Source organism: Nocardioides sp. SYSU D00038 (assembly GCF_016924665.1).
GTDB lineage: Bacteria > Actinomycetota > Actinomycetes > Propionibacteriales > Nocardioidaceae > Nocardioides.
The window spans coordinates 77,969-101,321 of record NZ_JAFFJT010000025.1 but is presented as its reverse complement, the minus strand read 5'-3'; the positions used below and the strand labels follow the sequence as shown (position 1 = coordinate 101,321).

Annotated in this window: 23 protein-coding genes; 16 read left to right on the top strand and 7 right to left on the bottom strand. The window is 74.3% G+C overall.

From position 1 onward, the window contains the following. Nucleotides 1-11: 11 nt before the first annotated feature. Together JT721_RS15185 and JT721_RS15180 are read right to left on the bottom strand one after the other, a co-directional pair. Complete coding sequence (locus JT721_RS15185; RefSeq protein ID WP_205474092.1) at nt 12-824, bottom strand: ABC transporter permease; 813 nt, start codon at nt 822-824, stop codon at nt 12-14. After that, nucleotides 821-1,831, bottom strand: coding sequence for an ABC transporter ATP-binding protein (locus tag JT721_RS15180; protein WP_240340817.1), 1,011 nt, complete (start codon nt 1,829-1,831; stop codon nt 821-823). The genes JT721_RS15185 and JT721_RS15180 overlap by 4 nt, the downstream gene beginning before the upstream one ends. A 63-nt stretch (nt 1,832-1,894) precedes the next feature. Here JT721_RS15180 and JT721_RS15175 point away from each other — a divergent pair, with 63 nt between their 5' ends. Together JT721_RS15175 and JT721_RS15170 are read left to right on the top strand one after the other, a co-directional pair. Then, nucleotides 1,895-2,848, top strand: coding sequence for a YafY family protein (locus tag JT721_RS15175; protein ID WP_205474091.1), 954 nt, complete (start codon nt 1,895-1,897; stop codon nt 2,846-2,848). 46 nt (nt 2,849-2,894) lie between these two features. After that, on the top strand, nt 2,895-3,536 hold the full coding sequence (locus JT721_RS15170; RefSeq protein WP_205474090.1) for a histidine kinase dimerization/phospho-acceptor domain-containing protein: 642 nt from the start codon (nt 2,895-2,897) through the stop codon (nt 3,534-3,536). A gap of 524 nt (nt 3,537-4,060) precedes the next feature. Here the strand turns inward: JT721_RS15170 and JT721_RS15165 are convergent. Next, the gene (locus JT721_RS15165; protein ID WP_205474089.1) at nt 4,061-6,163 is read right to left on the bottom strand and encodes an MMPL family transporter; all 2,103 of its coding nucleotides are present in this window, start codon (nt 6,161-6,163) and stop codon (nt 4,061-4,063) included. Nucleotides 6,164-6,246: 83 nt separating this feature from the next. On the opposite strand from JT721_RS15165, the gene JT721_RS15160 reads away from it, so the two are divergent. Together JT721_RS15160 and JT721_RS15155 are read left to right on the top strand one after the other, a co-directional pair. Next, nucleotides 6,247-6,567 carry a PadR family transcriptional regulator gene (locus tag JT721_RS15160; RefSeq protein WP_205474088.1) on the top strand — a complete coding sequence of 107 codons (321 nt, stop codon included), beginning with the start codon at nt 6,247-6,249 and terminating at the stop codon, nt 6,565-6,567. A 68-nt stretch (nt 6,568-6,635) separates the two neighbouring features. Beyond that, a complete protein-coding gene (locus JT721_RS15155) occupies nt 6,636-7,280 on the top strand; it encodes a permease prefix domain 1-containing protein (protein ID WP_205474087.1) in 645 nt (214 codons plus the stop codon). On the opposite strand, the gene JT721_RS21785 is transcribed toward JT721_RS15155, so the two are convergent. Next, entirely contained in the window at nt 7,277-8,113 is an 837-nt protein-coding gene (locus JT721_RS21785) for a DNA-formamidopyrimidine glycosylase family protein (RefSeq protein WP_205474086.1), read from the bottom strand. The genes JT721_RS15155 and JT721_RS21785 overlap by 4 nt on opposite strands. Nucleotides 8,114-8,144: 31 nt before the next feature. Between JT721_RS21785 and JT721_RS21455 the strand changes: the two genes are divergently transcribed. The 5 genes from JT721_RS21455 to JT721_RS15125 all read left to right on the top strand — a co-directional run bounded on the left by JT721_RS21455 (nt 8,145) and on the right by JT721_RS15125 (nt 13,369). Further along, complete coding sequence (locus tag JT721_RS21455) at nt 8,145-8,522, top strand: sterol carrier family protein (RefSeq protein ID WP_205474085.1); 378 nt, start codon at nt 8,145-8,147, stop codon at nt 8,520-8,522. 8 nt (nt 8,523-8,530) lie between these two features. Then, nucleotides 8,531-9,886 carry a dipeptidase gene (locus JT721_RS15140; RefSeq protein WP_205474084.1) on the top strand — a complete coding sequence of 452 codons (1,356 nt, stop codon included), beginning with the start codon at nt 8,531-8,533 and terminating at the stop codon, nt 9,884-9,886. A gap of 28 nt (nt 9,887-9,914) precedes the next feature. Beyond that, nucleotides 9,915-11,348, top strand: a complete 1,434-nt coding sequence (locus tag JT721_RS15135) for an FAD/NAD(P)-binding protein (protein ID WP_307828080.1) — start codon at nt 9,915-9,917, stop codon at nt 11,346-11,348. A 516-nt stretch (nt 11,349-11,864) separates the two neighbouring features. Continuing rightward, nucleotides 11,865-12,872: a DNA topoisomerase IB gene (locus JT721_RS15130; RefSeq protein WP_205474083.1), complete on the top strand. Its 1,008-nt coding sequence runs from the start codon at nt 11,865-11,867 to the stop codon at nt 12,870-12,872. Then, a complete protein-coding gene (locus JT721_RS15125) occupies nt 12,869-13,369 on the top strand; it encodes an O-acetyl-ADP-ribose deacetylase (protein ID WP_205474082.1) in 501 nt (166 codons plus the stop codon). Before JT721_RS15130 ends, JT721_RS15125 begins: the two co-directional genes overlap by 4 nt. Here JT721_RS15125 and JT721_RS15120 read toward each other — a convergent pair. Both JT721_RS15120 and serC read right to left on the bottom strand, forming a co-directional pair. Next, nucleotides 13,356-15,416 (bottom strand): PhoX family phosphatase, encoded by a 2,061-nt coding sequence (locus JT721_RS15120; protein ID WP_205474081.1) that lies wholly within the window; start codon nt 15,414-15,416, stop codon nt 13,356-13,358. The two genes, JT721_RS15125 and JT721_RS15120, sit on opposite strands and share 14 nt — an antisense overlap. A 103-nt stretch (nt 15,417-15,519) precedes the next feature. Then, nucleotides 15,520-16,635: a phosphoserine transaminase gene (gene serC, locus JT721_RS15115; RefSeq protein ID WP_205474080.1), complete on the bottom strand. Its 1,116-nt coding sequence runs from the start codon at nt 16,633-16,635 to the stop codon at nt 15,520-15,522. 70 nt (nt 16,636-16,705) lie between these two features. On the opposite strand from serC, the gene JT721_RS15110 reads away from it, so the two are divergent. The 4 genes from JT721_RS15110 to JT721_RS15095 all read left to right on the top strand — a co-directional run bounded on the left by JT721_RS15110 (nt 16,706) and on the right by JT721_RS15095 (nt 19,187). Next, nucleotides 16,706-17,200: a GNAT family N-acetyltransferase gene (locus JT721_RS15110; RefSeq protein WP_205474079.1), complete on the top strand. Its 495-nt coding sequence runs from the start codon at nt 16,706-16,708 to the stop codon at nt 17,198-17,200. 90 nt (nt 17,201-17,290) lie between these two features. Continuing rightward, complete coding sequence (locus JT721_RS15105; RefSeq protein WP_205474078.1) at nt 17,291-17,947, top strand: DUF6518 family protein; 657 nt, start codon at nt 17,291-17,293, stop codon at nt 17,945-17,947. Nucleotides 17,948-17,961: 14 nt separating this feature from the next. Continuing rightward, a complete protein-coding gene (locus tag JT721_RS15100) occupies nt 17,962-18,594 on the top strand; it encodes a hypothetical protein (RefSeq protein ID WP_205474077.1) in 633 nt (210 codons plus the stop codon). A gap of 32 nt (nt 18,595-18,626) precedes the next feature. Next, nucleotides 18,627-19,187 (top strand): hypothetical protein, encoded by a 561-nt coding sequence (locus JT721_RS15095; RefSeq protein WP_205474076.1) that lies wholly within the window; start codon nt 18,627-18,629, stop codon nt 19,185-19,187. Between the two features lie 189 nt (nt 19,188-19,376). Here JT721_RS15095 and JT721_RS15090 read toward each other — a convergent pair whose 3' ends face one another. Beyond that, entirely contained in the window at nt 19,377-20,480 is a 1,104-nt protein-coding gene (locus JT721_RS15090) for a citrate synthase 2 (RefSeq protein WP_205474075.1), read from the bottom strand. 123 nt (nt 20,481-20,603) lie between these two features. Between JT721_RS15090 and pdxH the strand changes: the two genes are divergently transcribed. The 3 genes from pdxH (at nt 20,604) to JT721_RS15075 (ending at nt 22,939) form a co-directional block, all read left to right on the top strand. After that, nucleotides 20,604-21,254: a pyridoxamine 5'-phosphate oxidase gene (gene pdxH, locus JT721_RS15085; RefSeq protein WP_205474074.1), complete on the top strand. Its 651-nt coding sequence runs from the start codon at nt 20,604-20,606 to the stop codon at nt 21,252-21,254. Between the two features lie 78 nt (nt 21,255-21,332). Further along, nucleotides 21,333-22,205, top strand: coding sequence for a hypothetical protein (locus JT721_RS15080; protein WP_205474073.1), 873 nt, complete (start codon nt 21,333-21,335; stop codon nt 22,203-22,205). 161 nt (nt 22,206-22,366) lie between these two features. After that, nucleotides 22,367-22,939 (top strand): hypothetical protein, encoded by a 573-nt coding sequence (locus tag JT721_RS15075; RefSeq protein ID WP_205474072.1) that lies wholly within the window; start codon nt 22,367-22,369, stop codon nt 22,937-22,939. Nucleotides 22,940-23,353 lie beyond the last annotated feature (414 nt).

Sequence of the window (23,353 nt, the reverse complement as noted above, 5' to 3'; positions counted from 1 at the left end):
CCCCCGTCGGCTCAGTCGGCCCGACGCATCGCCCGCAGCCCGACGACCAGGCCCAGCACCGCCACCAGCGCGGCGGCCGCGAAGCCGGCCAGCACGGTGTCGGCGGGGTAGTCGCCGGCGAACAGGGCGCGCTCGGCCTCGACGACGTACGTGAGCGGGTTGAGGTCGGAGGCGGTGGCGAGCCAGCCGGGCGCGCCGTCGAGGGGCAGCAGCACCCCGGCGAGCAGCAGCACCGGGAAGATCAGCGTCTGCTGCACGGTCCAGAACAGCCACTCCTGGCCCTTCGACACCAGCGCCAGCGCGAAGCTCAGCGAGCCCAGCCCGATGGCGAACAGCGCCGCCATCAGCGAGCCCAGCAGCACGCCCCCGAGGTGGAGGTCGAAGGAGAACGGCGTCACGACCGCCACGATGATCGCGGCCTGCATCAGCACCGGCACGACCTCCTTGAGGGCCCGCCCGACCAGCAGCGACGACCGGTTCAGCGGCGAGACCAGCAGCCGCTCGTGGGAGCCGGTCATCATCTCCTGGGTCAGGTTCGAGCCGGTCATCGACGCCCCCATCAGCGCGGTCATCACCACGATGCCGGGGACGAACCACTGCAGCGCCGAGCCGTGCGGCACCTCGGGCAGCAGCGGCGCGAACAGGCCCAGGAAGACCAGCGGCTGCACCATCGCGAACAGCACCGAGACGGGCTCGCGGAGCACCGGTCGCAGCTCGCGGACCATCACGTTCCAGGTGTCGGCCAGGAAGCCCGGCACCCGCTCGGAGGTGACCGTGGTGGACAGGGGGGTGGTGCGGGTCGGGGTGTCGAGGACGGCGCTCATGCCGCGGCTCCTTCGGTGGTGTCGGTGGACTCGTTGCTCTCGCGCAGGCTGCGCCCGGTCAGGTCGAGGAAGACGTCGTCGAGGGTCGGGCCGACCACCTCGAGCCGGGTCGCCGGCGTGCCGGCGGCCGCCAGGTCCGCGACGTACGACGCCGCGAGGTCGCGACCGTGGGCGACCCGCACCCGCAGGTCGGCGCCGCTCACCGTGATGCTGGCGCCGTCGATGCGGGCGGCCCGCTCGGCGGCCGCGGCCGCGTGGGCGGGCGAGGCGAACCCGAGCGAGACCAGGTCGCCCAGTGCCGACTTCAGCCGGGCCGCGGTGTCGTCGGCGATGACCACGCCGTGGTCGATCACGACGACCCGGCCGGCGATGGCGTCGGCCTCCTCGAGGTAGTGGGTGGTGAGCACGATCGTGGTGCCGAGCTCGCGGTGCAGCCGCTGCACCTGCTCCTGGAGGTTCACCCGGTTCTGCGGGTCCAGGCCGGTGGAGGGCTCGTCGAGGAAGAGGATGCGCGGCGCGTGCACCAGCCCGATCGCCACGTCGAGGCGGCGTCGCTGGCCGCCCGAGAGCGTGGAGACCGGACGGTCGGCGAGCTCGGTGAGGTCGAACGCCTCCAGCAGCTCCTCGGCCCGGCGCCGTGCGTCGGCGCGCCCCAGCCCGTGGGCCCGGGCCTGCGCGACCAGCTCGTCGCGGCCGCGCTGCTGGTGGCCGGCGCCGTTGCCCTGGCCGACGTAGCCCAGCGCGCGGCGTACCTCGCGCTGGTGGCGAACGACGTCGTGGCCGGCCACCTCGGCGCTGCCGGCGGTCGGCGGCACCAGGGTGGTCAGCATCCGCAGGGTCGTGGACTTGCCGGCCCCGTTGGGGCCGAGGAAGGCGACGAGCTCGCCGTCGGCGATCTCGAGGTCGAGGCCGCGCACGGCCCGGACCTCCTTCTTGTGGCGGGTGAAGGTCTTGGTGAGCCCCGAGGTGCGGATCACCGGACCGGTGCGAGTGGTGTGGTTGGTCATGACCACGACGCTAGGAGTCCTTTAGGCCAGTTCCTGGCCGCAATCAGAACTAGTCTGGGAAACATGAACACCAGCGCCCGGATGCTGCGCCTGCTCTCGCTGCTGCAGACCCACCGCTACTGGCCCGGCGGGGAGCTCTCCGACCGCCTCGAGGTCAGCCCCCGCACCCTGCGCCGCGACATCGACCGGCTCCGCGAGCTCGGCTACGCCGTCGACGCCGTGCGCGGCACCGCCGGCGGCTACCAGCTGCGCGCCGGCGGCTCGCTGCCGCCGCTGCTGCTCGAGGACGAGGAGGCGGTCGCGATCGCCGTGGGCCTCCAGCAGGCAGCGAACGGCGGTGCCGTGGCCGGGATGGAGGACACCTCGGTGCAGGCGCTCACGAAGGTGATCGGGCTGATGCCGCCGCGGTTGCGGCGCAAGGTCGACGCCCTCCGCTCGCAGACCGACAACCTGGTCTGGGGTGGCGGCCCGGCCGTCGACGCCGGTGTGCTCACGACGCTCGCCCAGGCCTGCCGCGACGACGAGTCGGTCCACCTCACCTACACCGCGCCCGGCGCGACACCCACCGAGCGCCGGGTCGAGCCGCACCGGCTGGTGACCCTCGGCCGCCGCTGGTACCTCGTCGCCCACGACCGCGACCGCCAGGACTGGCGCTCCTTCCGCCTCGACCGGATCGGCGAGGTGCGTACCACCGGTCAGCGGTTCCGGCCGCGCGAGATCCCCGGCGGCGACGCGCTGGCCTTCGTGCAGTCGGGCATCCGCAGCCGGCCGCAGCGCTACGACGTGCGCGTGCGGCTCGACACCAGCCGGGCCGCGGCGGAACGGGCGGTCGGTCACTGGGGCACGGTCTCGGGCCGTGACGGCGACGTGCTGCTGGAGATGAACCTCGACCACCTGCAGTGGCCGGTGCTGGTGCTGGCCGAGGTCGACTGCGACTTCACGATCGAGTCGCCGCCGGAGCTGCGCGAGCTCGTCGGCCGGCTCGCGGCGCGGGCCTCCCGGCCGGCCGCCGGATAGGCGGACGCTGGTCGGGCACCGAGTCGCAGGACCCCAGGAGGCTGCGGTGCACCAGGAGATGTGGGACCTCCGGCTGCGCGCGCTGCTCGCGCACACCTCGGTGGGCATCGCGGCCAGCGACGCCGAGGGCAACCTCACCGTGTTCAGCCCCGGCCTCGAGGGACTCTTCGGCCGTACCTTCGAGCCGCTGCCCGAGGAGTCCTGGACCGAGGCCTTCCAGCTGCGCGACGAGACAGGGGCGCGGCCGCTGCCGCCCGAGGAGGTGCCGCTGGCCAGGGCCCGTCGGGGCGAGGTGGTCACCAACGCGATCATCACCACCGAGTTGCCGGAGCGCGGGCTGGTGCACCTGCGGTGCAACGGCGGGCCGGTCACCGACGCCCAGGGTCGCGTCGTCGGCGCCATCGTGCTGGTGCAGGACGTCTCCGCCGAGCGCCGGGCCGAGGCCCGCCAGCACGCGCTGCAGGAGCGGCTGGTGGCGACGATCAACCACGAGTTCCGCACCCCGCTGGCCGCCCTGCTGGGTCACGCCGAGCTCCTCCGCGCCGGCACCGACCCCCTCTCTCCCGAGGTCGTCTCCTCCCTCGAGGCGATCGAGCGCGCGGCGTGGCGGCTGCGCGAGCTGGTGCGCCAGGCGTCGCTGATCGTCGAGCGGCAGGCCGAGGCCAGCGCTGACGCTGGTGGTGGTTGAGGAAGTCGCGCTGGCGCACCCGATCGCCGACCGTTCCCACCGGAGGGTTGTCGTCTCACCGGGTCTCGAGGCTCAGGCCTGGCGGCCTTCGCGCCTCGACCAGCGCCACCCACCGGTGGTCGAGCAGCGACGAGCGCCAGCGAGGAGCGTCCGTCGAGACCCCGGACGGCCGAACGGCCTGCGGTGGGGACGGGAGGTCTTTCGTCTCACCGGGTTTCGAGACACGACTTCGTCGTTCCTCAACCAGCGGTGGGCGCCGGTTGAGGTGCGAGCGGAGCGAGCCTCGAAACCTGCGCACCCGAACGCCGACCGTGCCCACCGGAGGGTTGTCGTCCCACCGGGTCTCGAGGCTCAGGCCTGGCGGCCTTCGCACCTCGACCAGCGCTACCGGCGCTGGTTGAGGTGCGAGGGGAGCGAGCCTCGAAACCTGCGCACCCGGACGCCCTCCGGTGGGGACGGGAGGGCGTCCGTCGCACGGGGTCTCGACGACGCTCGCTGGCGCTCGCTGCTCGACCAGAGGTGGGTCAGTCGACCCGCACCCGCGGGGCGACCCGGGTCAGCCAGCGCGGCGCCCACCAGGCCCGGCGGCCGAGCAGCTGGAGGACGGCGGGCACGACCAGGCAGCGGATCACCAGCGCGTCGATGAGCACCGCGGACGCCAGCCCGACCCCGAACATCTGGAGCATCCGGTCGGGTGCGGCCACGAACGCCCCGAAGACCACGATCATGATCGCCGCGGCCGCGGTGATCACCCCGCCGGTGGTGGCGAGTCCCTCGCGCACGGCGTGCACCGGGTCGTGGCTGCGCTCCCACTCCTCGTGCATCCGCGACACCAGGAAGACCTCGTAGTCCATCGACAGACCGAACACGATCGCGAAGGTCATCACCGGCACGAACGCCTCGATCGGGCCGGGCTCGGCGATCCATCGGCCGTCCTGGAAGACGAGCACCATCACGCCCAGCGCCGCGCCGATCGAGAGCAGGTTCAGCACCGCCGCCTTGACCGCGATCGCCACCGACCGGAAGACCACGAGCAGCAGCAGCGCGGAGAGCCCCACGACCACGCCCACGAACAGCGGGAACCGCTCGGAGACCGCGTCGGAGAAGTCGACCGCGGCCGCCGTGGGCCCGCCGACGACGCTCTCCGCCGGCAGGGTGTCCCGCAGGTCGCGCACCAGCTCGGAGGTCTCCTCGTCCTGGGGGGAGGTCTCGGGGAAGGCCAGGCTGGTGAAGATCGCGCCGTCCTCGGAGGCCTGGGGCGGGGTGGCCGACGCGACGCCGTCGGTACCCACCAGCTCGTCGTACGCCGCCCGCGCGCTCGCCTCGTCACCGCGGGTGACGACGACCAGCGGTCCGTTGGCACCGGGACCGAACCCGTCGGCGACCAGGTCGTAGGCCTGCCGGCTGGTCGTCGACGGGTCGTCGTTGCCCGCGTCGGCGAAGCCGAGCTGCATCGAGAGCGCCGGCACGCACAGCGCGCCGAGCACCACTGCGGCCCCGACGAGCGCGGCCCAGGGTCGGCGCTGCACCGCGGCCGCCCATCGGCGCCAGCGGTGGCCGGGCTCGTGGGTGCGCTTGGCCGCGCGGCGCCGCACGCTGCGCTCGAGGCGGCTGCCGAGGATCGTGAGCAGGCTGGGGAGCAGGGAGATCGAGGCCAGCATCGTCATCAGCACGGTGAGCGAGACCGAGAGCGCGACACCCTCGAGCGAGCCCAGGTCGAGCGTGTAGAGGCCGAGGAGGGCGATGACGACCGTGGTGCCGGCGAAGAGCACGGCCCGGCCGGCGGTGTCGAGGGCGACGGCGGTGGCCCGCGGCCGGTCCGCGCCGCGCAGCAGCTCGGAGCGGTAGCGGGCGAAGATCAGCAGCGCGTAGTCGATGCCGACGCCGAGCCCCACCAGCACGAGCATCGGCGCGGTGTAGTCGGGGATCGTGACCAGGTGGCTGGCCAGGGTCACCACCCCGAAGGTCGTGCCCACCGCGAGGATCGCGGTCACCAGCGGCAACGACGCCGCGAGCAGCGACCCGAACAGGAACAGCAGGATCACCAGCGCCGCCAGCATCCCGGCACCCTCGGCCGCGCCGCCCGCGGCCTCGCTCTCCTGCACCTCGCGGATCGCGTCGCCGCCGAGCTCGACCCGCAGCCCGTCGCCGTCGGCCTCCAGCGCGGTGTCCATGATCGCGACCTTCGCCTCGGTCGCGATCAGGCCGGCCTGGTCGTCGAGCACGACCGTCGCGATGCCGAGGGTGCCGTCCTCGGAGACCGTCCCGCCGCGGGGGTCCGGCGGCTGCACGGCGGCCACGTGGTCGAGGTCGCCGAGCCGGCCCCAGAGGTCGTCGAGCCGCTGCTGGTGGGCCGCCACGCCGTCGGCCGCCTGCACCACCACCGTCACCAAGTCGCCCTGCTGCTCGGGTGCGTGCTCGGCATAGGCGTCGAGCAGCTCCTGCGATTCGGTGCCGGGCAGCGTGAAGTCGTTCCTGAAGTCGCTCCCGGCCACTTGCGAGCCGGCCGTGATCGCCACCAGGGCCACCACCCACAACAGGATGGCGGTCCAGTGGTGGCGCTGGGAGTACGCCGCCAGGCGGGTCAGGCGGGTGGACCGCTGCTCGGGTGGTGCCGTCGTCGTCATCGGTGCTCCATGCGTAGGTCGTCTATAGGTAGACAGGCAACTTATAGGTCCCTGTATAGCGCGGGCATGTGTAGGCTGTCTACATGAAGGCGGACGCGCTGCGCGGGCACCTCGACCCGCTGATCCTGGCCGTGGTCGAGGCCGCGCCCCTCCACGGCTACGCGATCATCGAGGCGCTCTCGGCGCGCAGCGGCGGCGAGCTCGACCTGCCCACCGGCACCGTCTACCCCGCGCTGAGGCGGCTGGAGGCTGCCGGCTACCTCGAGTCGGACTGGTCGGAGGTCGGCGGGCGGCGGCGCCGCACCTACCGGCTCTCGCGGGCCGGCCGGCGCCAGCTCCGCGAGGCACGCAGCGAGTGGCAGGTGTTCTCGCGGGTGGTCGACGGCGTGCTGGGACCGGCATGACCCGGGCGCACGAAATGGGGGGTTGCCCCGATGGTGCTGCCGGGGTGGGTCGGGCGACCATGACCCCCATGACCACGCCGGTGACCGACCACGTCCGCGAGCTCGGCGCCGCCCTGCGCGGACCGCAGCGGGTCCGCCGGGGCCTGGTGCGCGAGGCCGCCGACCACCTCGCGGACGCCACCGACGCCTACGTCGCCGCCGGTCTCGACCGCGCGGCCGCCGAGCGGCGGGCGGTCGCCGACTTCGGCACCGTCGCGGAGGTGGCGCCGGCGTTCCAGACTACGCTCGCGGTGGCGTCGTCACGGCGCACAGCCTGGGCCTTCCTCCTCGGGCTGCTGCCGCAGCCGTTCCTGTGGGACAAGGGGCTCAACCTCTCCGCGCGCGCCGACGACGCCACGCCCGACAGCGCCCTCACCGCCGTCCTCGACACGGGCATCGAGATGGTGGGCGCGGCGATCTTCGTCGGCACCGTGCTGTCGCTGGTCGCCACCGGCATCGGCAACCGCTGGTGGCACGCCGGGGTGCCGGTCGCCCGCGCGACCGGACGGTTCGCGGTCGTCGCGGCCCTCGCGCTGCCCGCCACGGTGCTGGTGTCGATGACCCTGACCCCCGGCACCGACGCGCTGCTCTGGCTAGAGGTGGCGGTGCTGCTGGGCGGGCCGATGGCACTCTCGGTGGTGCTGGGCCGCCGCTGCCTCGCGGTCGCCGGCTAGCGCGACCGGCGCGGTGTGGCCCGGCGCGACTCGGGCCCGGGCCCCGGCTGGCAGTGCGGGCACCACCAGGTGCGCCGGTGGGCCGGGTCGTCGGGCAGCTCGTCGACCATCCGCACCCCGGTGCCGCAGCGCAGGCACGGGCGTCGCTGCCGGCCGGCGACCCAGTGGTCCTCCCCGCGCCGGGACCGGCCGGTGGTGACCTGGTAGGCGCCCGGCACCAGGGCCGAGTGGCGCAGCGCGCGGGCCGCGCGCTCGACCAGCGCCGGCACGTCCAGCTCGCCCATCGGGGTCCAGGGGCTGCGCCCGGTCAGGAACGCGAGCTCGTTCGCCCACAGGTTGCCCAGGCCGGCGATCCGGGTCTGGTCGAGCAGCGCCGAGACGAGCGGCGTGGCGGGCTCGGCGCCGAGGCGGAGGGCGGCCTCATCGGGGTCCCAGTCGTCGCGGAGCGGGTCCGGTCCCAGGTGGCCGACCAGCTGCTGCTCGTCGACGGTCGCCACCACCGCGAGCTGGTGGAGGCGCAGGCCCCAGGCGGTGCTGCCCGTGTCGGCCTCGAGCACGACCCGCAGCTCGTGGTGGAGCCGGCGGGGCAGGACGCGGCCGGGCCGGGTCACGGTCCACTCGCCGTCCATGAGCAGGTGGCTGTGGAGGGTGGCGCCGCCGGAGAAGCGGGTGAGCAGGTGCTTGCCGTGGGTCGCGTGCTCCACGACCTCGCGCCCCGCGAGGTCGGTGGTCGCGAGGTGCGGCACCCGCAGGTCCGAGCGCACCACGGTGCGGCCCAGCAGCGACCGGTCCAGTCGCCGCGCGAGCCTGAAGACGCTGTCCCCCTCCGGCACCTCCCCAGTGTGCCGGGACTACTGTCGCGCCATGCCCGCCCGCCTGCGTCCCGCACCGGCCGCCGACGTCGCCGCGGCCCTCGGCCGGGTCGCCGGGGGGCGCGCGCGGGCCCCCCCCCCCCCGGCCCCCCCCCCCCCCCCCCGGCCCCCCCCCCCCCCCCCCGCGCCCGGCGCGTCGGTGGAGGTGCGGGTGCCGCCGTACGCCGCCGCCCAGGTGATCCCCGGGGTGCGCCACACCCGGGGCACGCCGCCGGCCGTGGTCGAGACCGACCCGCTCACCTGGATCTCGCTCGCGACCGGCGAGCTGGCGTGGCGCGACGCGGTGGCCGAGGGCCGGGTGTCGGCCAGCGGCGAGCGGGCCGACCTGGCGCCGTACCTCCCGCTCGGCGACGCACCGGGCCGTGATTGAGTCGGGCCATGACCGACGACCTCGCGGCCCGCGTGCAGGGCCTCCTCCCGCAGCTGCGCACCGATCTCGAGGACCTGGTGCGCATCGAGTCCGTCAGCGCCGACCCCGCCCGTGCCGGCGAGGTGCGGCGCAGTGCGGAGGCGGTGGCCGAGCTGTTCCGTGCCGAGGGCTTCGACCCCGTCGACATCGTCGCCGAGGAGGGCGGGCACCCCGCGGTCATCGCGCGCAAGGCCGGCCCCGAGGGGGCGCCGACGGTCCTGCTCTACGCCCACCACGACGTCCAGCCCGAGAACGACCACGCCGACTGGGACTCCCCGCCGTTCGAGCCCACCGAGCGCGGCGGTCGCCTCTACGGCCGGGGCGCGGCCGACGACAAGGCCGGCATCGCCGCCCACCTCGGCGCCGTCCGCGCGTTCGGCGACGACCTGCCGGTCAACGTCGTGCTCTTCGTCGAGGGGGAGGAGGAGATCGGCTCGGAGACCCTCACCGCGCTGCTCGAGAAGCACCACGACGCGCTGGCCTCCGACGTGATCGTGATCGCCGACTCCGGCAACTGGGGCATCGGCGAGCCCGCCCTCACCACGAGCCTGCGCGGGCTGGCCCGCGGCTACGTCGAGGTGCGCACGCTCGACCACGCGGTCCACTCCGGCATGTGGGGCGGGCTGGTGCCCGACGCGCTGATGACGCTCACGCGCCTGCTCGCGACCCTCTACGACGACGACGGTGCGCTGGCCGTCGACGGCCTGGTGAGCGGGCCGGCGGCCGACGTCGTCTACCCCGAGGACCGGCTGCGCGCCGAGTCGGGCATCGCCGAGGGCGTCTCGTGGGTGGGTCGCGGGCCGGCCGTCGAGCGGCTGTGGACCCAGCCGGCGCTGACGATCACCGGCATCGACGCGCCCAAGGCCGAGAACGCCAGCAACACCCTCACCGCCTCGGCGCGGGCCATGCTCTCGCTGCGGGTGGCCCCCGGGGACACGGCCGCCGACGCCTGGGCCGCGCTGACCCGGCACCTCGAGGCGCACGTGCCGTGGGGAGCACAGCTCACCGTGACCCTCGCCGACTCCGGCGAGCCCACGGTCATCGACGCCACCGGCCCGGCGTACGACGCGGCGCGGGCGGCGTTCAGCGAGGCCTGGGACGGCACTGCCCCGGTCGACATGGGGGTGGGCGGCTCGATCCCGTTCATCGCGGAGTTCCTCGAGGCGTTCCCGCAGGCCAGCGTGCTGGTCACCGGCGTCGAGGACCCCGATACCCGGGCCCACGGCGCCAACGAGGGGCTGCACCTGGCCGAGTTCGAGCGGGTGGTGCTCGCCGAGGCGCTGCTGCTGCGCAACCTGGGCGAACTCGGCGCGGTTTCTCGCTAAATCAAACCTATCCACTAGACTTGGTCGGGTGGACAGGTCTTCGCAGGGTGCGGGTGTGGCGTCGACGGTGGTGCCCGAGGCCCCGCCCGGACAGCAGCAGTGGCAGCGGGACGGCGCGCGCCGGGTCGCGATCGTGGGCGGTGGCGCCAGCGGGATGCTGACCGCGATCCACCTGCTGGCCTCGCGCTCCCACGACCTGCGGGTCACGATCCACGAGGCGTCCGGCGTGCTGGGGCGGGGCATCGCCTACGGCACCACCGACCCGCGCCACCTGCTCAACGTGCGCTCGCGCCACATGAGCGCCTTCCCCGACATCCCCTCCGACCTGGTCGAGTGGGCTGCCCGCACCGGGCGTGAGCCCGACGCGCAGGCGTTCCTGCCGCGCCGCGACTACGCGGCCTACCTCACCGAGACGCTGGAGCGCCTCGCCGACGACCGGCTCGCCGTCAGTCCCACCCGGGTCGACGACGTCGTCGCCGTGCCCGGCGGCTTCGAGGTCCACTCCGCCGGCGAGGCCACCCGCGCCGAGGCCGTCGTGCTCGCCTACGGCAACCAGACCCCGGCGCGCCTCGAGGCCGGCGGGCAGCCGCTCCCCGACGCGCCGTGGCACCTCGCCGACCCGTGGGACGTCGAGCGGATCGCCGCGCTCCCGGCCGACGCCACCGTCGTGCTCGCCGGCAGCGGGCTGACCGCCGTCGACACCGCGATCACGCTCCTCGACGACGCCCCGGGGCGCCGGGTCGTGATGGCCAGCCGCCAGGGCCTGCTGCCCGAGCCCCACATCGAGCAGAGCTCGACAGCCTGGCTCAGCCCGGTGCCGGTCAGCGGCCCGGTGACCGCCGACCAGCTCGCCGAGCTGTTCCGCGGCCAGGTCGAGGCCGCCCGCCGGCAGGGCGTCGACTGGCGCGCGGTGGTCGACGGCCTCCGGGCTCCCACCCAGTCGCTGTGGCAGCGGCTCGGGCCGGCTGAGCAACGGCGGTTCCTGGCGTCGTACGCGCGGGAGTGGGAGGTGCGCCGGCACCGGATGGCCCCCGGCGTCGCCGACCGGATCGCCGCCTACCGCACCGAGGGCCGGCTCGAGCTGGTCGCCGGCGGCGTGCGCGCGGTCGAGGACCACGGCCGCCGCTGCGAGGTCCACCTCGCCGAGCGCCCCGACTCGGTGTGGGCCGACGCGGTCGTCAACTGCACCGGCCCGCTCACCGACGTCTCCCGCACCGCCGACCCGCTGCTCGCGACCCTCGTCCGCCGCGGCACCCTGGCTCCCGACGAGCTGCGCCTCGGCGTCACCTGCACCCCCGACGGCGAGGTCCTCGACGTCTCCGGCCAGCCCGTCCCCGGTCTCTTCGTCGTCGGTCCGCCCCGCAAGGGCACCCTCTGGGAGACCACCGCCGTCCCCGAGATCCGTGCCCAGGCCGCCACCCTCGCCCACCTGCTGCCCGAGGTCTGCCGGTCCGCCGGTTGACCGCTGGTCGACCGCTGGTCGGGAACGACGAAGTCCTTACCTGGTTGGCCAACCGTCGTTCCGCGGGTGGCGGTGAGCAGGCCTCGGTTTGCGCGCGTTGGGTGGGGGCTGGCTCACCGCTGCCTGGTGGTGGCCCGGGGTGGCGGTGAGCAGGCCTCGGTTTGCGCGCGTTGGGTGGGGGCTGGCTCACCGCTGCCTGGTGGTGGCCCGGGGTGGCGGTGAGCAGGCCTCGGTTTCCGCGCGTTGGGTGGGGGCTGGCTCACCGCTGCCTGGTGGTGGCCCAGGGTGGCGGTGAGCAGGCCTCGGTTTCCGCGCGTCGGATGGGGGCTCACTCACCGGCCCCCGCCGATCCGCCCGTCGCCACGAGACGCCGGAAGCCCACTCACCGATCGCCGAGCCGTCGTCAATCGACGTCGGGTCGGCCCACACCGGCGACAACGAGCGCCGGGTCGGCGATGCCTGGCCTCACCCCAAGGGAGACCTGTCCGGCCGGGGGGTGCCACCTAGGCTCGGGGCATGCGTCTGCGCCGCACCTCACCGGACCAGCCGGGCTGGACGAGACGACGTGCGGGGCGGGGGTTCGTCTACCTCGACCAGCACGGCCAGCGGCTGCCCGAGGAGGACGCCGAGCGGGTGCGGGCGCTGGTGATTCCCCCGGCGTGGCGCGACGTGTGGGTGACGCCCTACGCCAACGGCCACCTCCAGGCGGTCGGCACCGACGACGCGGGGCGGCGGCAGTACCTCTACCACCCGGAGTGGCGCACCCGGCGCGACGCGGAGAAGTTCGACCGGATGCTCATGTTCGGCCGGGCGCTGGTCAAGGCGCGGGAGCGGGTGCTGACCGACCTGGGGTCGGAGGGGATGCCGCTGGCGCGGGCGTGCGCGGCATCGGTGCGGCTCCTCGACCTCGGCTACTTCCGCATCGGCAACGACGTCTACGCCGACGAGAACGGCAGCTTCGGCCTCACGACGCTCGAACGGCGCCACGTGCGGCGCCGGCAGGACAAGCTGGTGTTCACGTTCGTGGGCAAGTCGGGGGTCGACCACCGGATCGAGATCGACGACCGCACCGTCGTCGACGCGATCGAGGTGATGCGCCGCCGCAAGACCAGGGACGACCCGCGGCTGCTCGCCTACAAGCACGGCCGCGGCTGGCGCTCGGTGCTGCCCGAGCTGGTCAACGACTACGTCCGCGAGAGCACCGGCATGGAGGCCACGGCCAAGGACTTCCGCACCTGGCACGCGACCGTGCTCGCGGCGGCTGCCCTGGCCGAGTCGCCGGAGCCGGGGCAGACCCGCGCGTCGCGCAAGCGCGCGGTGGCCGGGGCGATGCGCGAGGTCGCGGAGTTCCTCGGCAACACACCCACCCTCGCGCGCTCGTCGTACGTCGACCCGCGGGTGATCCAGGCCTACGAGCAGGGCCTCACCATCGAGCGGGTCACCCGCCGCAGCTACCCCAACCCCGACGTCCGCCAGGCCGCGCTGGAGCGGGCCACGCTCAAGCTGATCAAGGCGGTCGCATGAGGATCACCGCGGTGCAGGGCGACATCACCGAGCAGCACGTCGATGCGGTGGTCAACGCCGCCAACAACCGGATGCGCGGCGGTGGCGGCGTCGACGGCGCCATCCACCGGGCGGGCGGCCCGGAGGTGCTGGCCGACTGCGTACGCCGCTTCCCCGACGGGTTGGCCACCGGTGACGCCGGATGGACCACGGCGGGGGCGCTGCCGGCGAGGTGGGTGATCCACGTGGTCGGCCCCAACCGCAACGCCGGCGAGACCGACCGCGGCCTGCTCACCTCCTGCTACGCCCGCGCGCTCGAGGTCGCCGACGAGCTCGGCGCCCGCAGCGTGGCCTTCCCGCTGGTCAGCGCCGGCGTCTACGGCTGGCCCAAGGACGACGCCGTCGCGTGCGCGCTCGAGGTCCTCCGGTCGGCCGCCACCGGGGTGGAGGAGGCGCGGCTGGTCGCCTTCGACCGGTCGACCTTCGAGCTGGTGGAGCGCGCGGTCAGCGCTTCGTGACCTGCACGACCGTCGGGCGGGGGCCGGCGAGCTCACCGCGCCGGGCCCGCTTCCCGACCGGGACGTAGTCGGGGAACCGCGACTTCTGCGCCTCCCACGTGCCGTCCTCGCCGGGGTGCTGCACGGCCACGAACACCGAGTCGTCCCGGTCGTGGATCACCGGCCCGCAGGTCTCGGCACCGGTCGGCACGGCGAGGAACTGCTGCACCCGCCCGCGCTCGGGCCCGCTCACGGGCACCTTGAACAGCCCGTCGTTCAGCTGCAGCGAGCTCGGCTGCCCGTCGGTGGAGACCCACAGGTTGCCGCGGCTGTCGAAGGCGACGTTGTCGGGGCACGAGATCGGCGAGACCTCACCCTGGTAACCGCCGAAGTAGGTGCCGGCGGTGGCGGGATCGCCGCAGACCAGCAGCAGGTTCCAGCTGAACGTGCGGGCGGTGTGGTCGCCGCGGGTCGGCACCAGCTCGACCACGTGGCCGTCCTTGTTGGCCGGGCGGGGGTTGGGCTCGGTGGGACCCTCCTTGCCGGCCTTCCCGCGGTCGGTGTTGTTGGTGCACGCGATGTAGACCCGGCCGTTGTGGAGGTTGGGCTCGACGTCCTCGGGGCGGTCCATCTTCGTGGGCTGCACGGCGTCCGCGGCCAGCCGGGTGAAGACCAGCACCTCGTCGATCGAGAAGCCCGGCACCATCGACCGGCCGTCGCGGGTCAGCGGGATCCACTCGCCGGTGCCGTCGGAGACGCCGTCGGCGAGGCCGTCGCCGGTGAAGCGGGCCACCGAGAGGTCGCCCTCGGAGAGCAGTCCGAGGTTGTGGCGACGGTCGCGGGGGCGGTCGCCGGCGCGGTAGCGCCGCTTGGAGACGAAGCGGTAGACGTAGTCGAACCGCTCGTCGTCGCCCATGTAGGCCACGACCCGACCGTCGTGGTTGACGACGACGTTCGCGCCCTCGTGCTTGAAGCGGCCCATCGCGGTGTGCTTCACCGGGGTGGACGTCGGGTCGTGCGGGTCGACCTCGACGACCCAGCCGAAGCGGTTGGGTTCGTTGCGGAAGTCGGCGCTGGTGGCGTTCCACCGCGGGTCGACCGAGCGCCAGTTGCGGCCGTCCTGGGTCGGCCCGAGGCCGTAGCGCGCCTCGCGCTGGTCGGTGCCGGCCGCGTAGAAGTACTGGTTGAAGTTCTCCTCCCCCGACAGCACGGTGCCCCACGGCGTGGTGCCGCCGGCGCAGTTGTTCATCGTGCCGCGCACGCGGCGGCCGGTGCGGTCCTCGGCGGTGCGCAGCAGCGGGGAGCCGGCGGCCGGACCGTCCATGCGGAACGGCGTCTCGAGGGTGATCCGCCGGTTGAGGCGGGCGCCCGGCACGTAGGTCCACGCCTCACCCCGGCGGCGACGGCGCAGCTCGACGACCGACATGCCGTGCGCGGCCCAGGCGATCCGGATCTTCTCGGCGGGGTCGAGGTCGGGCGGGAACATGATGTTCTCGTTGGTGTACTCGTGGTTGCACACCAGCAGCGCGCGGGTCCCGCGCCGGTCGGTGACGATGATGTCGAGGTAGTCGTTGTTGTAGCCGAACTGGCCGGCCTGCGCGCGGGCGGTCTGGTGCTCGGGGTCGAACGTCGGCGCGCCGCGCAGCACCGGGTCGCCCCACCGGATCACCGGGTCCCACGTGTAGCCGCGTGGCACGGTGAGGTCGTCGACGCTGGCCGCGACCGGCGCGATCGCGTCGAAGCGCAACCCTCCTACCCCGCCGCCGTGCCCGTGGCCGGGCGGGCGGTGACCGCCGTGGTGGGGGCGGGCCGCGGCCGGGGCGCCACCGAGGGCGGCCAGGCCGGTGCCGAGCGCCGCTGCGCCGAGCGCGCCGCGCCGGGTCAGCGCGGCCGAGGCGACGTCGCGGAAGTACGACGTCTCGGTGACGTTGGGCGCGACGACCGAGCAGGCGTCACCGCAGCGCAGGTGGCAGGTCACCGGGCTCCGGCGGCCGTGGGTGCGGCCGGCCATCGGCAGCCCGTCGGTCAGCAGCGGCAGGGTGGTGCGGTCGGCAGGCTCGACGGTCATGCGGGCTCCCGGGATCTCGTGGTGGCAGGCACGCTGAACCCTGTCGCCGCCGGGTGACCGGCCCGGGACGCCGGGATGGACGACGGGTGAACCTCCGGGGAGGTCAGAGCCGGTCGATCACCCAGTCGATGCAGGCGGTCAGCGCCTCCACGTCGGCGGGGTCGACCGCGGGGTACATCGCGATCCGCAGCTGGTTGCGGCCGAGCTTGCGGTAGGGCTCGGTGTCGACGACGCCGTTGGCCCGCAGCTCGGCGGCGATCCGGGCGGCGTCGATGCCGTCCTCGAAGTCGATGGTGCCGATCACCAGCGACCGGTGCGCGGGCTCGCTGACGTAGGGGAACGCGTGCGACGACTTCTCCGCCCACGTGTAGAGGGCGTCGGACGACGCCGTGGTGCGCTCGACCATGCCGGTCAGGCCGCCGTGGGCGTTCATCCAGGCCAGCTGCTCGGCCATGAGGAAGAGCGTCGCGACCGCGGGGGTGTTGTAGGTCTGGTTCTTGGTGGAGTTGTCGATCGCCGTCGGCAGGTCGAAGAACGCCGGCACGTGGCGGTCGCTCGCGGCGATCCGGGCCGCCCGCTCCAGCGCGGCCGGCGAGAACGTCGCCAGCCACAGTCCGCCGTCGGAGGCGAACGACTTCTGGGGCGCGAAGTAGTAGACGTCGGTCTGGGTCACGTCGACCGGCAGGCCGCCCGCGCCCGAGGTCGCGTCGACGAGCACCAGGGCGTCGCCGCCGGCGCCCTCGGGCCGCACGACCGGGGCCATGACCGCGGTGGAGGTCTCGTTGTGCGCCCAGGCGTAGACGTCGATGCCGTCCTCGGCCACCGGGTCGGGCCGCGAGCCCGGCTCGCTGGTGATCACCGAGGGGTCCTCCAGCCACGGCGCAGCCTTGGCGGCCGCGGCGAACTTCGACGAGAACTCCCCGAACGACAGGTGCTGACTGCGCCGCTCGATCAGCCCGAAGGTGGCGATGTCCCAGAACGCCGTCGCCCCGCCGTTGCCGAGCACCACCTCGTACCCCTCGGGCAGCGAGAACAGCTCGGCCAGCCCCGAGCGGACCCGCCCGACCAGGTCGCGCACCGGCGCCTGCCGGTGGGAGGTGCCCATCAGCGTGGTGCCGGTCGCGGCCAGCGCGTCGAGGTGCGACGGCTGGATCTTCGACGGACCGGCGCCGAAGCGTCCGTCAGCGGGCAGGAGGTCGGCAGGGATCTGCAGGGCCATCGACAGCCTTCCGTGGGGCGGTGGGCACTATTGTCCCACCGCCCTCCGCCGTGGTCCCCGAGGAGTCCAGATGCCCGACCTGCCGGTCGGGACGCTGCTGATCGAGCGCGTCCCCTACGGCCACCCCGACGCACTCGCGCTCGTCGAGGAGGTGCAGCAGGAGTACGTCGCCCGCTACGGCGGCCGCGACGAGACCCCGCTCGACCCGGCGATGTTCGAGCCGCCCGGCGGCAGCTTCTTCGTGGGCTACGACGCCGGCGCGGCGGTCGCGACGGGGGCCTGGCGACGCCGGCACGACGCGGCATTCGAAGGTGTCACCGAGACCGCCGAGATCAAGCGGATGTACGTCGCCCCGCGGGCGCGGGGCCGCGGTCACGCCCGGGCCGTGCTGGCCCACCTCGAGGCGACCGCGGCGGCCGCCGGGGCGGGGGCGATGGTGCTCGAGACCGGGTCGCGCCAGCCCGAGGCGATCGCGCTGTACGAGTCGGCCGGCTACGTGAGGATCCCCGGCTTCGGCCACTACCGCGACTCCCCGGTCAACCGCTGCTTCGCCCGGCGGCTCTAGCACCGTCGGCGGCGTCGCCGGCACCTCGGGTCGGCGTCGCGGTACCTCAGACCGAGGTCGGCCCGGCCCGCGGCTGCCGAGGATCGGGGCATGACCACCTCGACGTCCCTTCCCACGGTCCCTCGGCCGGTCCCCGCCCCTCGGCCGCTGCTCGTCTGGCCGGTCGTGCTCGCGGCCGGCGCCGGCGTCGTACTCGGCGTCGGCGACCTCTGGCTGCAGCGCCAGCTGTCCTACCCGCTGGCCCACCTGGCGAACTCCAGCGCCGTGTGGGCGGTGTGCGCCTTCGTCGTGGGCACGCTGCTGCCCGGACGGCCGTTGCTGGGCGCGCTCTGCGGCGCGGTCGTGCTCGTCGTCGCGACCGAGGCCTACTACGTCGCCGAGCTGCGCCGGCTCGGGCTCGGCTGGAACGGCCTGGCGCCCGACGTGCTGCTCCGCCCGCACACCCTGATGTGGGTGGGCATGGGGCTGGTGGTCGGCCCGGTGCTCGGCGCGGCGGGCGCCGGGTGGCGGCGTACGACGGGCTGGGTCGCGGCCGGGCTGCTGGCGCTGCCGGCCGGGGTGCTGCTGGGCGAGGCGATGCTCCGCGACGGGGCGGTCGCGGTGCTGACCGCCGGGCTGGCGGCGGCGCTGGTGCTGGCCGGCTCGGCCCGGCTCGACGACGCGGCCCGGGCCGCGCTCCTGACGCCGGCCGTCGGCGTCGCCGCCTGGGTGGCCTTCCACCTGGCTGGCTTCGGGTGGGGTGGATAGGCCACTATGCCCGGGTGCTGCTGCCCCCGAAGGTCGCCCAGGGGGTGCGCGACGGCTCGGTGACGTTGGCGTTCCGCCGCTGGCGCCGCCAGGACGTGGTGCCGGGGCAGCAGTTCACGACCGTGGCCGGGATCGTGCGGGTGGAGTCGGTGGAGGTCGTCGACGCCGACACCATCACCGACGACGAGGCGGTGCGCGCCGGCTGGCCCGACGCGGAGCGCCTGCGCCGACGACTCGCCCCCGACCCCACGCTTCCCTGCTACCGCGTGGGACTGTCCTGGGCGGGGGAGGACCCTCGCATCGCGCTGCGGGAGGACGACGACCTCGCCGAGGCCGACGTGGCGGCGATCGACGCGCGACTCGAGCGCCTCGACCGGGCCAGCAGCCACGGCGCCCGGACCATGGCGACCCTCGACCTGATCCGGCGCCACCCCCAGCGCCGGGCGCCCGACCTGGCCGAGCTGGTCGGCCTTGAGACCGCACCGTTCAAGATCGACGTGCGCAAGCTCAAGGCCCTGGGGCTGACCCGCAGCTTCGCGGTCGGCTACGAGCTCTCGCCGCGCGGCATCGCCTACCTGGCCCGCACCGCACGGGTCGTCCCGGACCATCTCGACCGTCGAACGGACGAATCCCCGCCGTCTCGCTGACGCCCCGCCCACGACCTTCCTACGGTCGCGCCATGCCCCGCCGTGCCCCGCTCGCCGCTGCGCTCGTCGCGCTCGTCGCCGTCCTGCTCCCCACCGCCGCGCAGGCGGCGCCGCCGGTCGAGCCCTACGCGTCGTACGACCCCGAGACGAGGTGCAGCAAGTTGGTGCAGCGCGGCACCGTGGTGCTCGGTCGCTGGATCGTCAGGCAGCACGGCGGATCCGGGGGTGCCACCTGGCGCCGGTGCAGCTCGTCGGTCTCCGAGCACCAGGACGGCCGCGCGATCGACTGGACGATGGACGCCGACGACCCGGGCGACGCCGCGACCGTCGAGGCGTTCCTCGCCCGGGTGTTCGCCAGCGACCGGGCCGGCACCCCGCACGCCAAGGCGCGGCGGATGGGGATCATGTACGTCATCTGGGACGACCGGATGTACGCCGCCTGGGAGGGCTTCGAGCCGCGCCCCTACCTGTCGTCGTCGTGCCGGCGGGTCAGGAGCTGCTCCAAGACGCTGCGGCACCGCGACCACGTGCACGTGTCGCTGTCTCGGGCCGGGGCCAAGGGCCGCACCAGCTGGTACCGCGGGCGGCTCTGAGGCCGGCTCCGGGTCGGCTCTCGGTCGGCTCCAGGCCGGGCGCCGAGGTTGCCCGGGCATGAGTAGACCCGCCGGCGTCTCGGGTCACCAGCGGGTCTGCGCCCGAGACTAGCTGCCGCGCTCCTGCCGTCGCGATCCTCACCTCGGGCCATCTTCGGGTAGCCCGATCGGGCCATCCCGACGCTCGCGTCAGGCCCCCCAGGCCTCCTGCCACCCCTCGACCTCGTCGGCACCGCGAGGCGCGGGGCCGGTGTAGATCGCCGAGGGCCGGATCAGCCGGCCGGTGGTCTTCTGCTCGAGGATGTGCGCCGACCAGCCGCCCGTGCGGGCGCAGGTGAACATCGAGGTGAACATGTTGGCCGGCACCTCGGCGAAGTCGAGGACGATCGCGGCCCAGAACTCCACGTTGGTCTCGAGCACCCGGTCGGGGCGCCGCTCGCGCAGCTCGGCGAGCGCCGCCTTCTCCAGGGCCTCGGCGACCTCGTAGCGGGGTGCGTCGAGCTCGCGCGCGGTGCGGCGCAGCACCCGGGCGCGGGGGTCCTCGGCGCGGTAGACGCGGTGGCCGAAGCCCATCAGCCGCTCGCCGGAGTCGAGCAGGCCCTTGACGTACGCCGTGGCGTCGCCGGTCTTCTCGACCTCCTCGATCATCCCCAGCACGCGCGAGGGGGCGCCGCCGTGGAGCGGGCCGCTCATCGCGCCGATCGCACCCGAGAACGCCGCCGCGACGTCGGCGCCGGTGGAGGTGATCACCCGGGCGGTGAAGGTGGAGGCGTTCATGCCGTGCTCGGCGGCGCTGCTCCAGTAGGCGTCGATCGCCTTGACGTGCTTGGGGTCGGCCTCGCCCTTCCAGCGGATGAGGAACTTCTCCGCGAGGGTCTTGCCCTCGTCGACGAGCCGCTGCGGCACGACCGGCTGGTGCAGGCCGCGGGCCGACTGCGCGGCGTACGACAGCACCATGACGGCCACCCGGCCGAGGTCCTCGCGGGCCTGCTCGTCGGAGATGTCGTAGGTCTGCCCGAAGCCGAACGCCGGCGCCAGCATCGCGACGGCCGCCTGTACGTCGACGCGGACGTCGCCGGTGTGGACGGGCAGGATGAACGGCTCGGCCGGCGCCAGGCCGGGGGTGTAGGAGCCGTCGATGAGCAGGCCCCAGACGTTCTCGAACGGCACCCGGCCGACGATGTCCTCGATGTCGACACCGCGGTAGCGGAGGGCGGAGCCCTCCTTGTCGGGCTCGGCGATCTGGGTCTCGAACGCGACGACCCCTTCGAGTCCGTGGTGGACCTCGACCATGCGGGAACTCCTCTGTCCTGGGCCGGTGGCTTCTCCGGCAGGGCCATCGGGCATTGTGCCCCACGGCTCCCGGGGCGCTGACCGCCCCCGACCCCGATACCCAGCATCGGGTTTCATGGCTCCATGAGCGAGCTCTCCGACCTCCTGGCCGCCGCCCGCGAGGAGTACTCCCGCGGCGGCCTCGCCGAGGACGACCTGCTGCCCGACCCGATGGCCATGTTCGCCCGGTGGTACGACGAGGCGCGGACCGCCGGCATCCACGAGCCCAACGCGATGGTGGTCGCCACCGCCACCCCCGACGGCGTGCCCTCGTCGCGGTTCGTGCTGCTCAAGGGGGTCTCCGACGAGGGCTTCGTGTTCTTCACCAACACCGGGTCGCGCAAGGGTGAGGAGCTGGCCGCCAACCCGCGGTGCGCGCTGCTGTTCCCCTGGCACCCGCTCGAGCGCCAGGTCCGCGTCGACGGGATCGCCACCCCGCTGCCGCGCGCCGACGTCGACGCCTACTTCGCCGCCCGCCCGCGCGGGTCGCAGCTCGGTGCGTGGGCCTCCCACCAGTCGCGTCCGGTCGCCGACCGGGCCGAGCTGGAGGCGGCGTACGCCGAGGTGGCGGCCCGCCACGAGGGCGCACCGGTGCCGACACCGCAGGAGTGGGGCGGCTACCGGGTGCGGCCGGAGGCCGTGGAGTTCTGGCAGGGTCGGCCCGGGCGGATGCACGACCGGCTGGTCTACCGGCGTCACCCGGAGGGGTGGAGCACCGAGCGACTGGCCCCCTGACGGTCCACCGCGTGGCCCGCGAAGATGGCTCGGATGAGTCATGTGGGCCATCTCCCCGAGGGCCTACGATTCCCCCTTGTGACCAAGCACCTGTTCCGGGGCAACCCGCGCATCCTCGTGAGCGCGGCGCCGTTCGTCGTGGCCGTCCTGGTGCTCAAGGTCATCATCGAGCAGGCCGAGTGGCACGTGCTCGGGCTGAGCCCGCTGCTGGCCGCCGCCATCTCCGCCGAGGTCTTCATCGTCGGCTTCCTGCTGACCGGCACCTCCAGCGACTTCAAGGAGGCCGAGCGGCTGCCCGGCGAGCTCGCGGCGAGCCTGGAGACGATGGCCGACGAGTGCCTGATCGCCCACCAGGAGCACCAGCTGCCGGCCGCCCGGGCGGCGCTGGCCCAGCTGGTCGAGATCGGCACCTCGGTGCGCACCTGGCTCCAGCACGACAAGGGCTTCGAGGACGTGCTGGGTGACATCCGGGCGTTCAACGGCTTCCTGATCGCGCTCGGCGTCAAGGTGCAGGCCACCTACCTCAACCGGCTCCGGGCCGAGCAGCACAACATCCGCAAGGTCGTCGTCCGGATGGACACGATGCGGCGCACGTCGTTCGTCACCGCGGGCTACCTGATCGCCGAGGTCACCGCGGCTGCGCTGCTGATCGTGCTGCTGCTCACCGACATCGGCCCCAGCCTCGCACCGACGCTGGTCGCGACCGGGCTGATCTCCTACCTGCTCATCTACCTGGTCAGCCTGATCCGCGACCTGGACAACCCGTTCGAGTACACCCGCGGCCCGGCCGGCGCCGCCGACGACAACCTCGTGGGGCTCGCCCGCGCGGCCGCGCGGCTCCGCGACGAGCTGTCGCGGCTCGAGGTCGTGACCCACGAGCCCGCGGCCGCCGCCCACCCCGTCTCCCCGGACCCGGTCCCGGCCGGTGCCTCCTCCGAGCCGCCGGTGTGAGCGGCTCCTCCTGACGGGCGGCTCGCCGCCCGGTAGGACCCCCCCACGTCGGGGTGGTCCGTGGCGATCGGTCAGGGGACCTGGGGAGGGACCCGAACGACCACGGATCACCCCGGCTCTGCTCCCACCCCGGGACGCCGGAGGGTGGGAGCATCTCGCGCATGTCCGCGACCACTCCCGCGCCCGGCTCGGACCGCAGCCCCGCCCCGTGGTCCACGTCGTCGGTGCTGCTGGTCCTCGGCGCCTGCGTCATGGCCGTCGCCCTCGTCTGCTTCGTGGCTGCGGCCGTGGCCACGTCGCGGGGGCACGACTGGCCCCCGGAGGCCACCGTTCCCGTGGACGGGCAACCCCACCAGGTCGCCGTCTCCGCCGACCGCGAGGCGTTCCTCTGGGCGGAGGTCGGTCCGGAGCCGAGCTGTGCCGTCACCGGCGAGCACGCCGAGGTGCTCGAGCTGGAGACGACCGACGGCGCCTACCGCCGGGCGGCGGTCGGCACCGAGCACGTCGCCATCCGGTCGTTCCGCCCGACGTCGTCGTCCGTCTACGTCGAGTGCGTGCGCACCGGCGAGCCCTACGCCGTGGTCTTCGTCGAGCCGGTGCCCCGACTCCCGCCCTTCCTGGCCAACGGCGACTGGCTGTTCGTGCTCCCCGCCGGGCTGGCCCTGGTGGCGACCGGGCTGGTCCTGGTCGCCACGGTGCTGGTCGCCCGTCAGCGGCGTCGGCCGGCTGCGTGAGTGGTGGTGGGCGCGGTCTGGGGCGGGGTCGGGCAGCGGTGAGTGGGCCTCGGTTCGGGGTGTGGGGACGGAGGTTGGCTCACCGCCGCCCGGGGTGCTGCGGGGGGAGCGGTGAGTGGGCCTCGGATTGCCGTCCGGGGATGGGGGGTGACTCACCGCTGCCCGGGGTGGGCGCGGGGCGGCGGTGTGGGGGCCCCGGTTTGCGGTTCGGGAACGGAGGGTGGCTCACCGCCGCCCGGGGTGGCGGCGGGCAGCGGTGAGCACGCCGCCGTTGGCAGCCCGAGAACGGAGGCCCACTCACCGCCGCCAGCGGCGGTCGCCGGGCAGCGGTGACGAGGCCGCCGTCGGCAGCCCGAAAACGGAGGCTCACCCACCGCCGCCCGCAGCAACCCACACCCCCACGACCCACTTGTG

What these genes read in the sequence shown, in the direction of transcription:
- JT721_RS15185 (WP_205474092.1), bottom strand. Translation starts at nt 824, where the DNA reads ATGAGCGCCGTCCTCGACACCCCGACCCGCACCACCCCCCTGTCCACC.
- JT721_RS15180 (WP_240340817.1), bottom strand. Translation starts at nt 1,831, where the DNA reads ATGACCAACCACACCACTCGCACCGGTCCGGTGATCCGCACCTCGGGG.
- JT721_RS15175 (WP_205474091.1), top strand. Translation starts at nt 1,895, where the DNA reads ATGAACACCAGCGCCCGGATGCTGCGCCTGCTCTCGCTGCTGCAGACC.
- JT721_RS15165 (WP_205474089.1), bottom strand. Translation starts at nt 6,163, where the DNA reads ATGACGACGACGGCACCACCCGAGCAGCGGTCCACCCGCCTGACCCGC.
- JT721_RS15160 (WP_205474088.1), top strand. Translation starts at nt 6,247, where the DNA reads ATGAAGGCGGACGCGCTGCGCGGGCACCTCGACCCGCTGATCCTGGCC.
- JT721_RS15155 (WP_205474087.1), top strand. Translation starts at nt 6,636, where the DNA reads ATGACCACGCCGGTGACCGACCACGTCCGCGAGCTCGGCGCCGCCCTG.
- JT721_RS21455 (WP_205474085.1), top strand. Translation starts at nt 8,145, where the DNA reads ATGCCCGCCCGCCTGCGTCCCGCACCGGCCGCCGACGTCGCCGCGGCC.
- JT721_RS15140 (WP_205474084.1), top strand. Translation starts at nt 8,531, where the DNA reads ATGACCGACGACCTCGCGGCCCGCGTGCAGGGCCTCCTCCCGCAGCTG.
- JT721_RS15130 (WP_205474083.1), top strand. Translation starts at nt 11,865, where the DNA reads ATGCGTCTGCGCCGCACCTCACCGGACCAGCCGGGCTGGACGAGACGA.
- JT721_RS15125 (WP_205474082.1), top strand. Translation starts at nt 12,869, where the DNA reads ATGAGGATCACCGCGGTGCAGGGCGACATCACCGAGCAGCACGTCGAT.
- JT721_RS15120 (WP_205474081.1), bottom strand. Translation starts at nt 15,416, where the DNA reads ATGACCGTCGAGCCTGCCGACCGCACCACCCTGCCGCTGCTGACCGAC.
- serC (WP_205474080.1), bottom strand. Translation starts at nt 16,635, where the DNA reads ATGGCCCTGCAGATCCCTGCCGACCTCCTGCCCGCTGACGGACGCTTC.
- JT721_RS15110 (WP_205474079.1), top strand. Translation starts at nt 16,706, where the DNA reads ATGCCCGACCTGCCGGTCGGGACGCTGCTGATCGAGCGCGTCCCCTAC.
- JT721_RS15105 (WP_205474078.1), top strand. Translation starts at nt 17,291, where the DNA reads ATGACCACCTCGACGTCCCTTCCCACGGTCCCTCGGCCGGTCCCCGCC.
- JT721_RS15095 (WP_205474076.1), top strand. Translation starts at nt 18,627, where the DNA reads ATGCCCCGCCGTGCCCCGCTCGCCGCTGCGCTCGTCGCGCTCGTCGCC.
- JT721_RS15090 (WP_205474075.1), bottom strand. Translation starts at nt 20,480, where the DNA reads ATGGTCGAGGTCCACCACGGACTCGAAGGGGTCGTCGCGTTCGAGACC.
- pdxH (WP_205474074.1), top strand. Translation starts at nt 20,604, where the DNA reads ATGAGCGAGCTCTCCGACCTCCTGGCCGCCGCCCGCGAGGAGTACTCC.
- JT721_RS15075 (WP_205474072.1), top strand. Translation starts at nt 22,367, where the DNA reads ATGTCCGCGACCACTCCCGCGCCCGGCTCGGACCGCAGCCCCGCCCCG.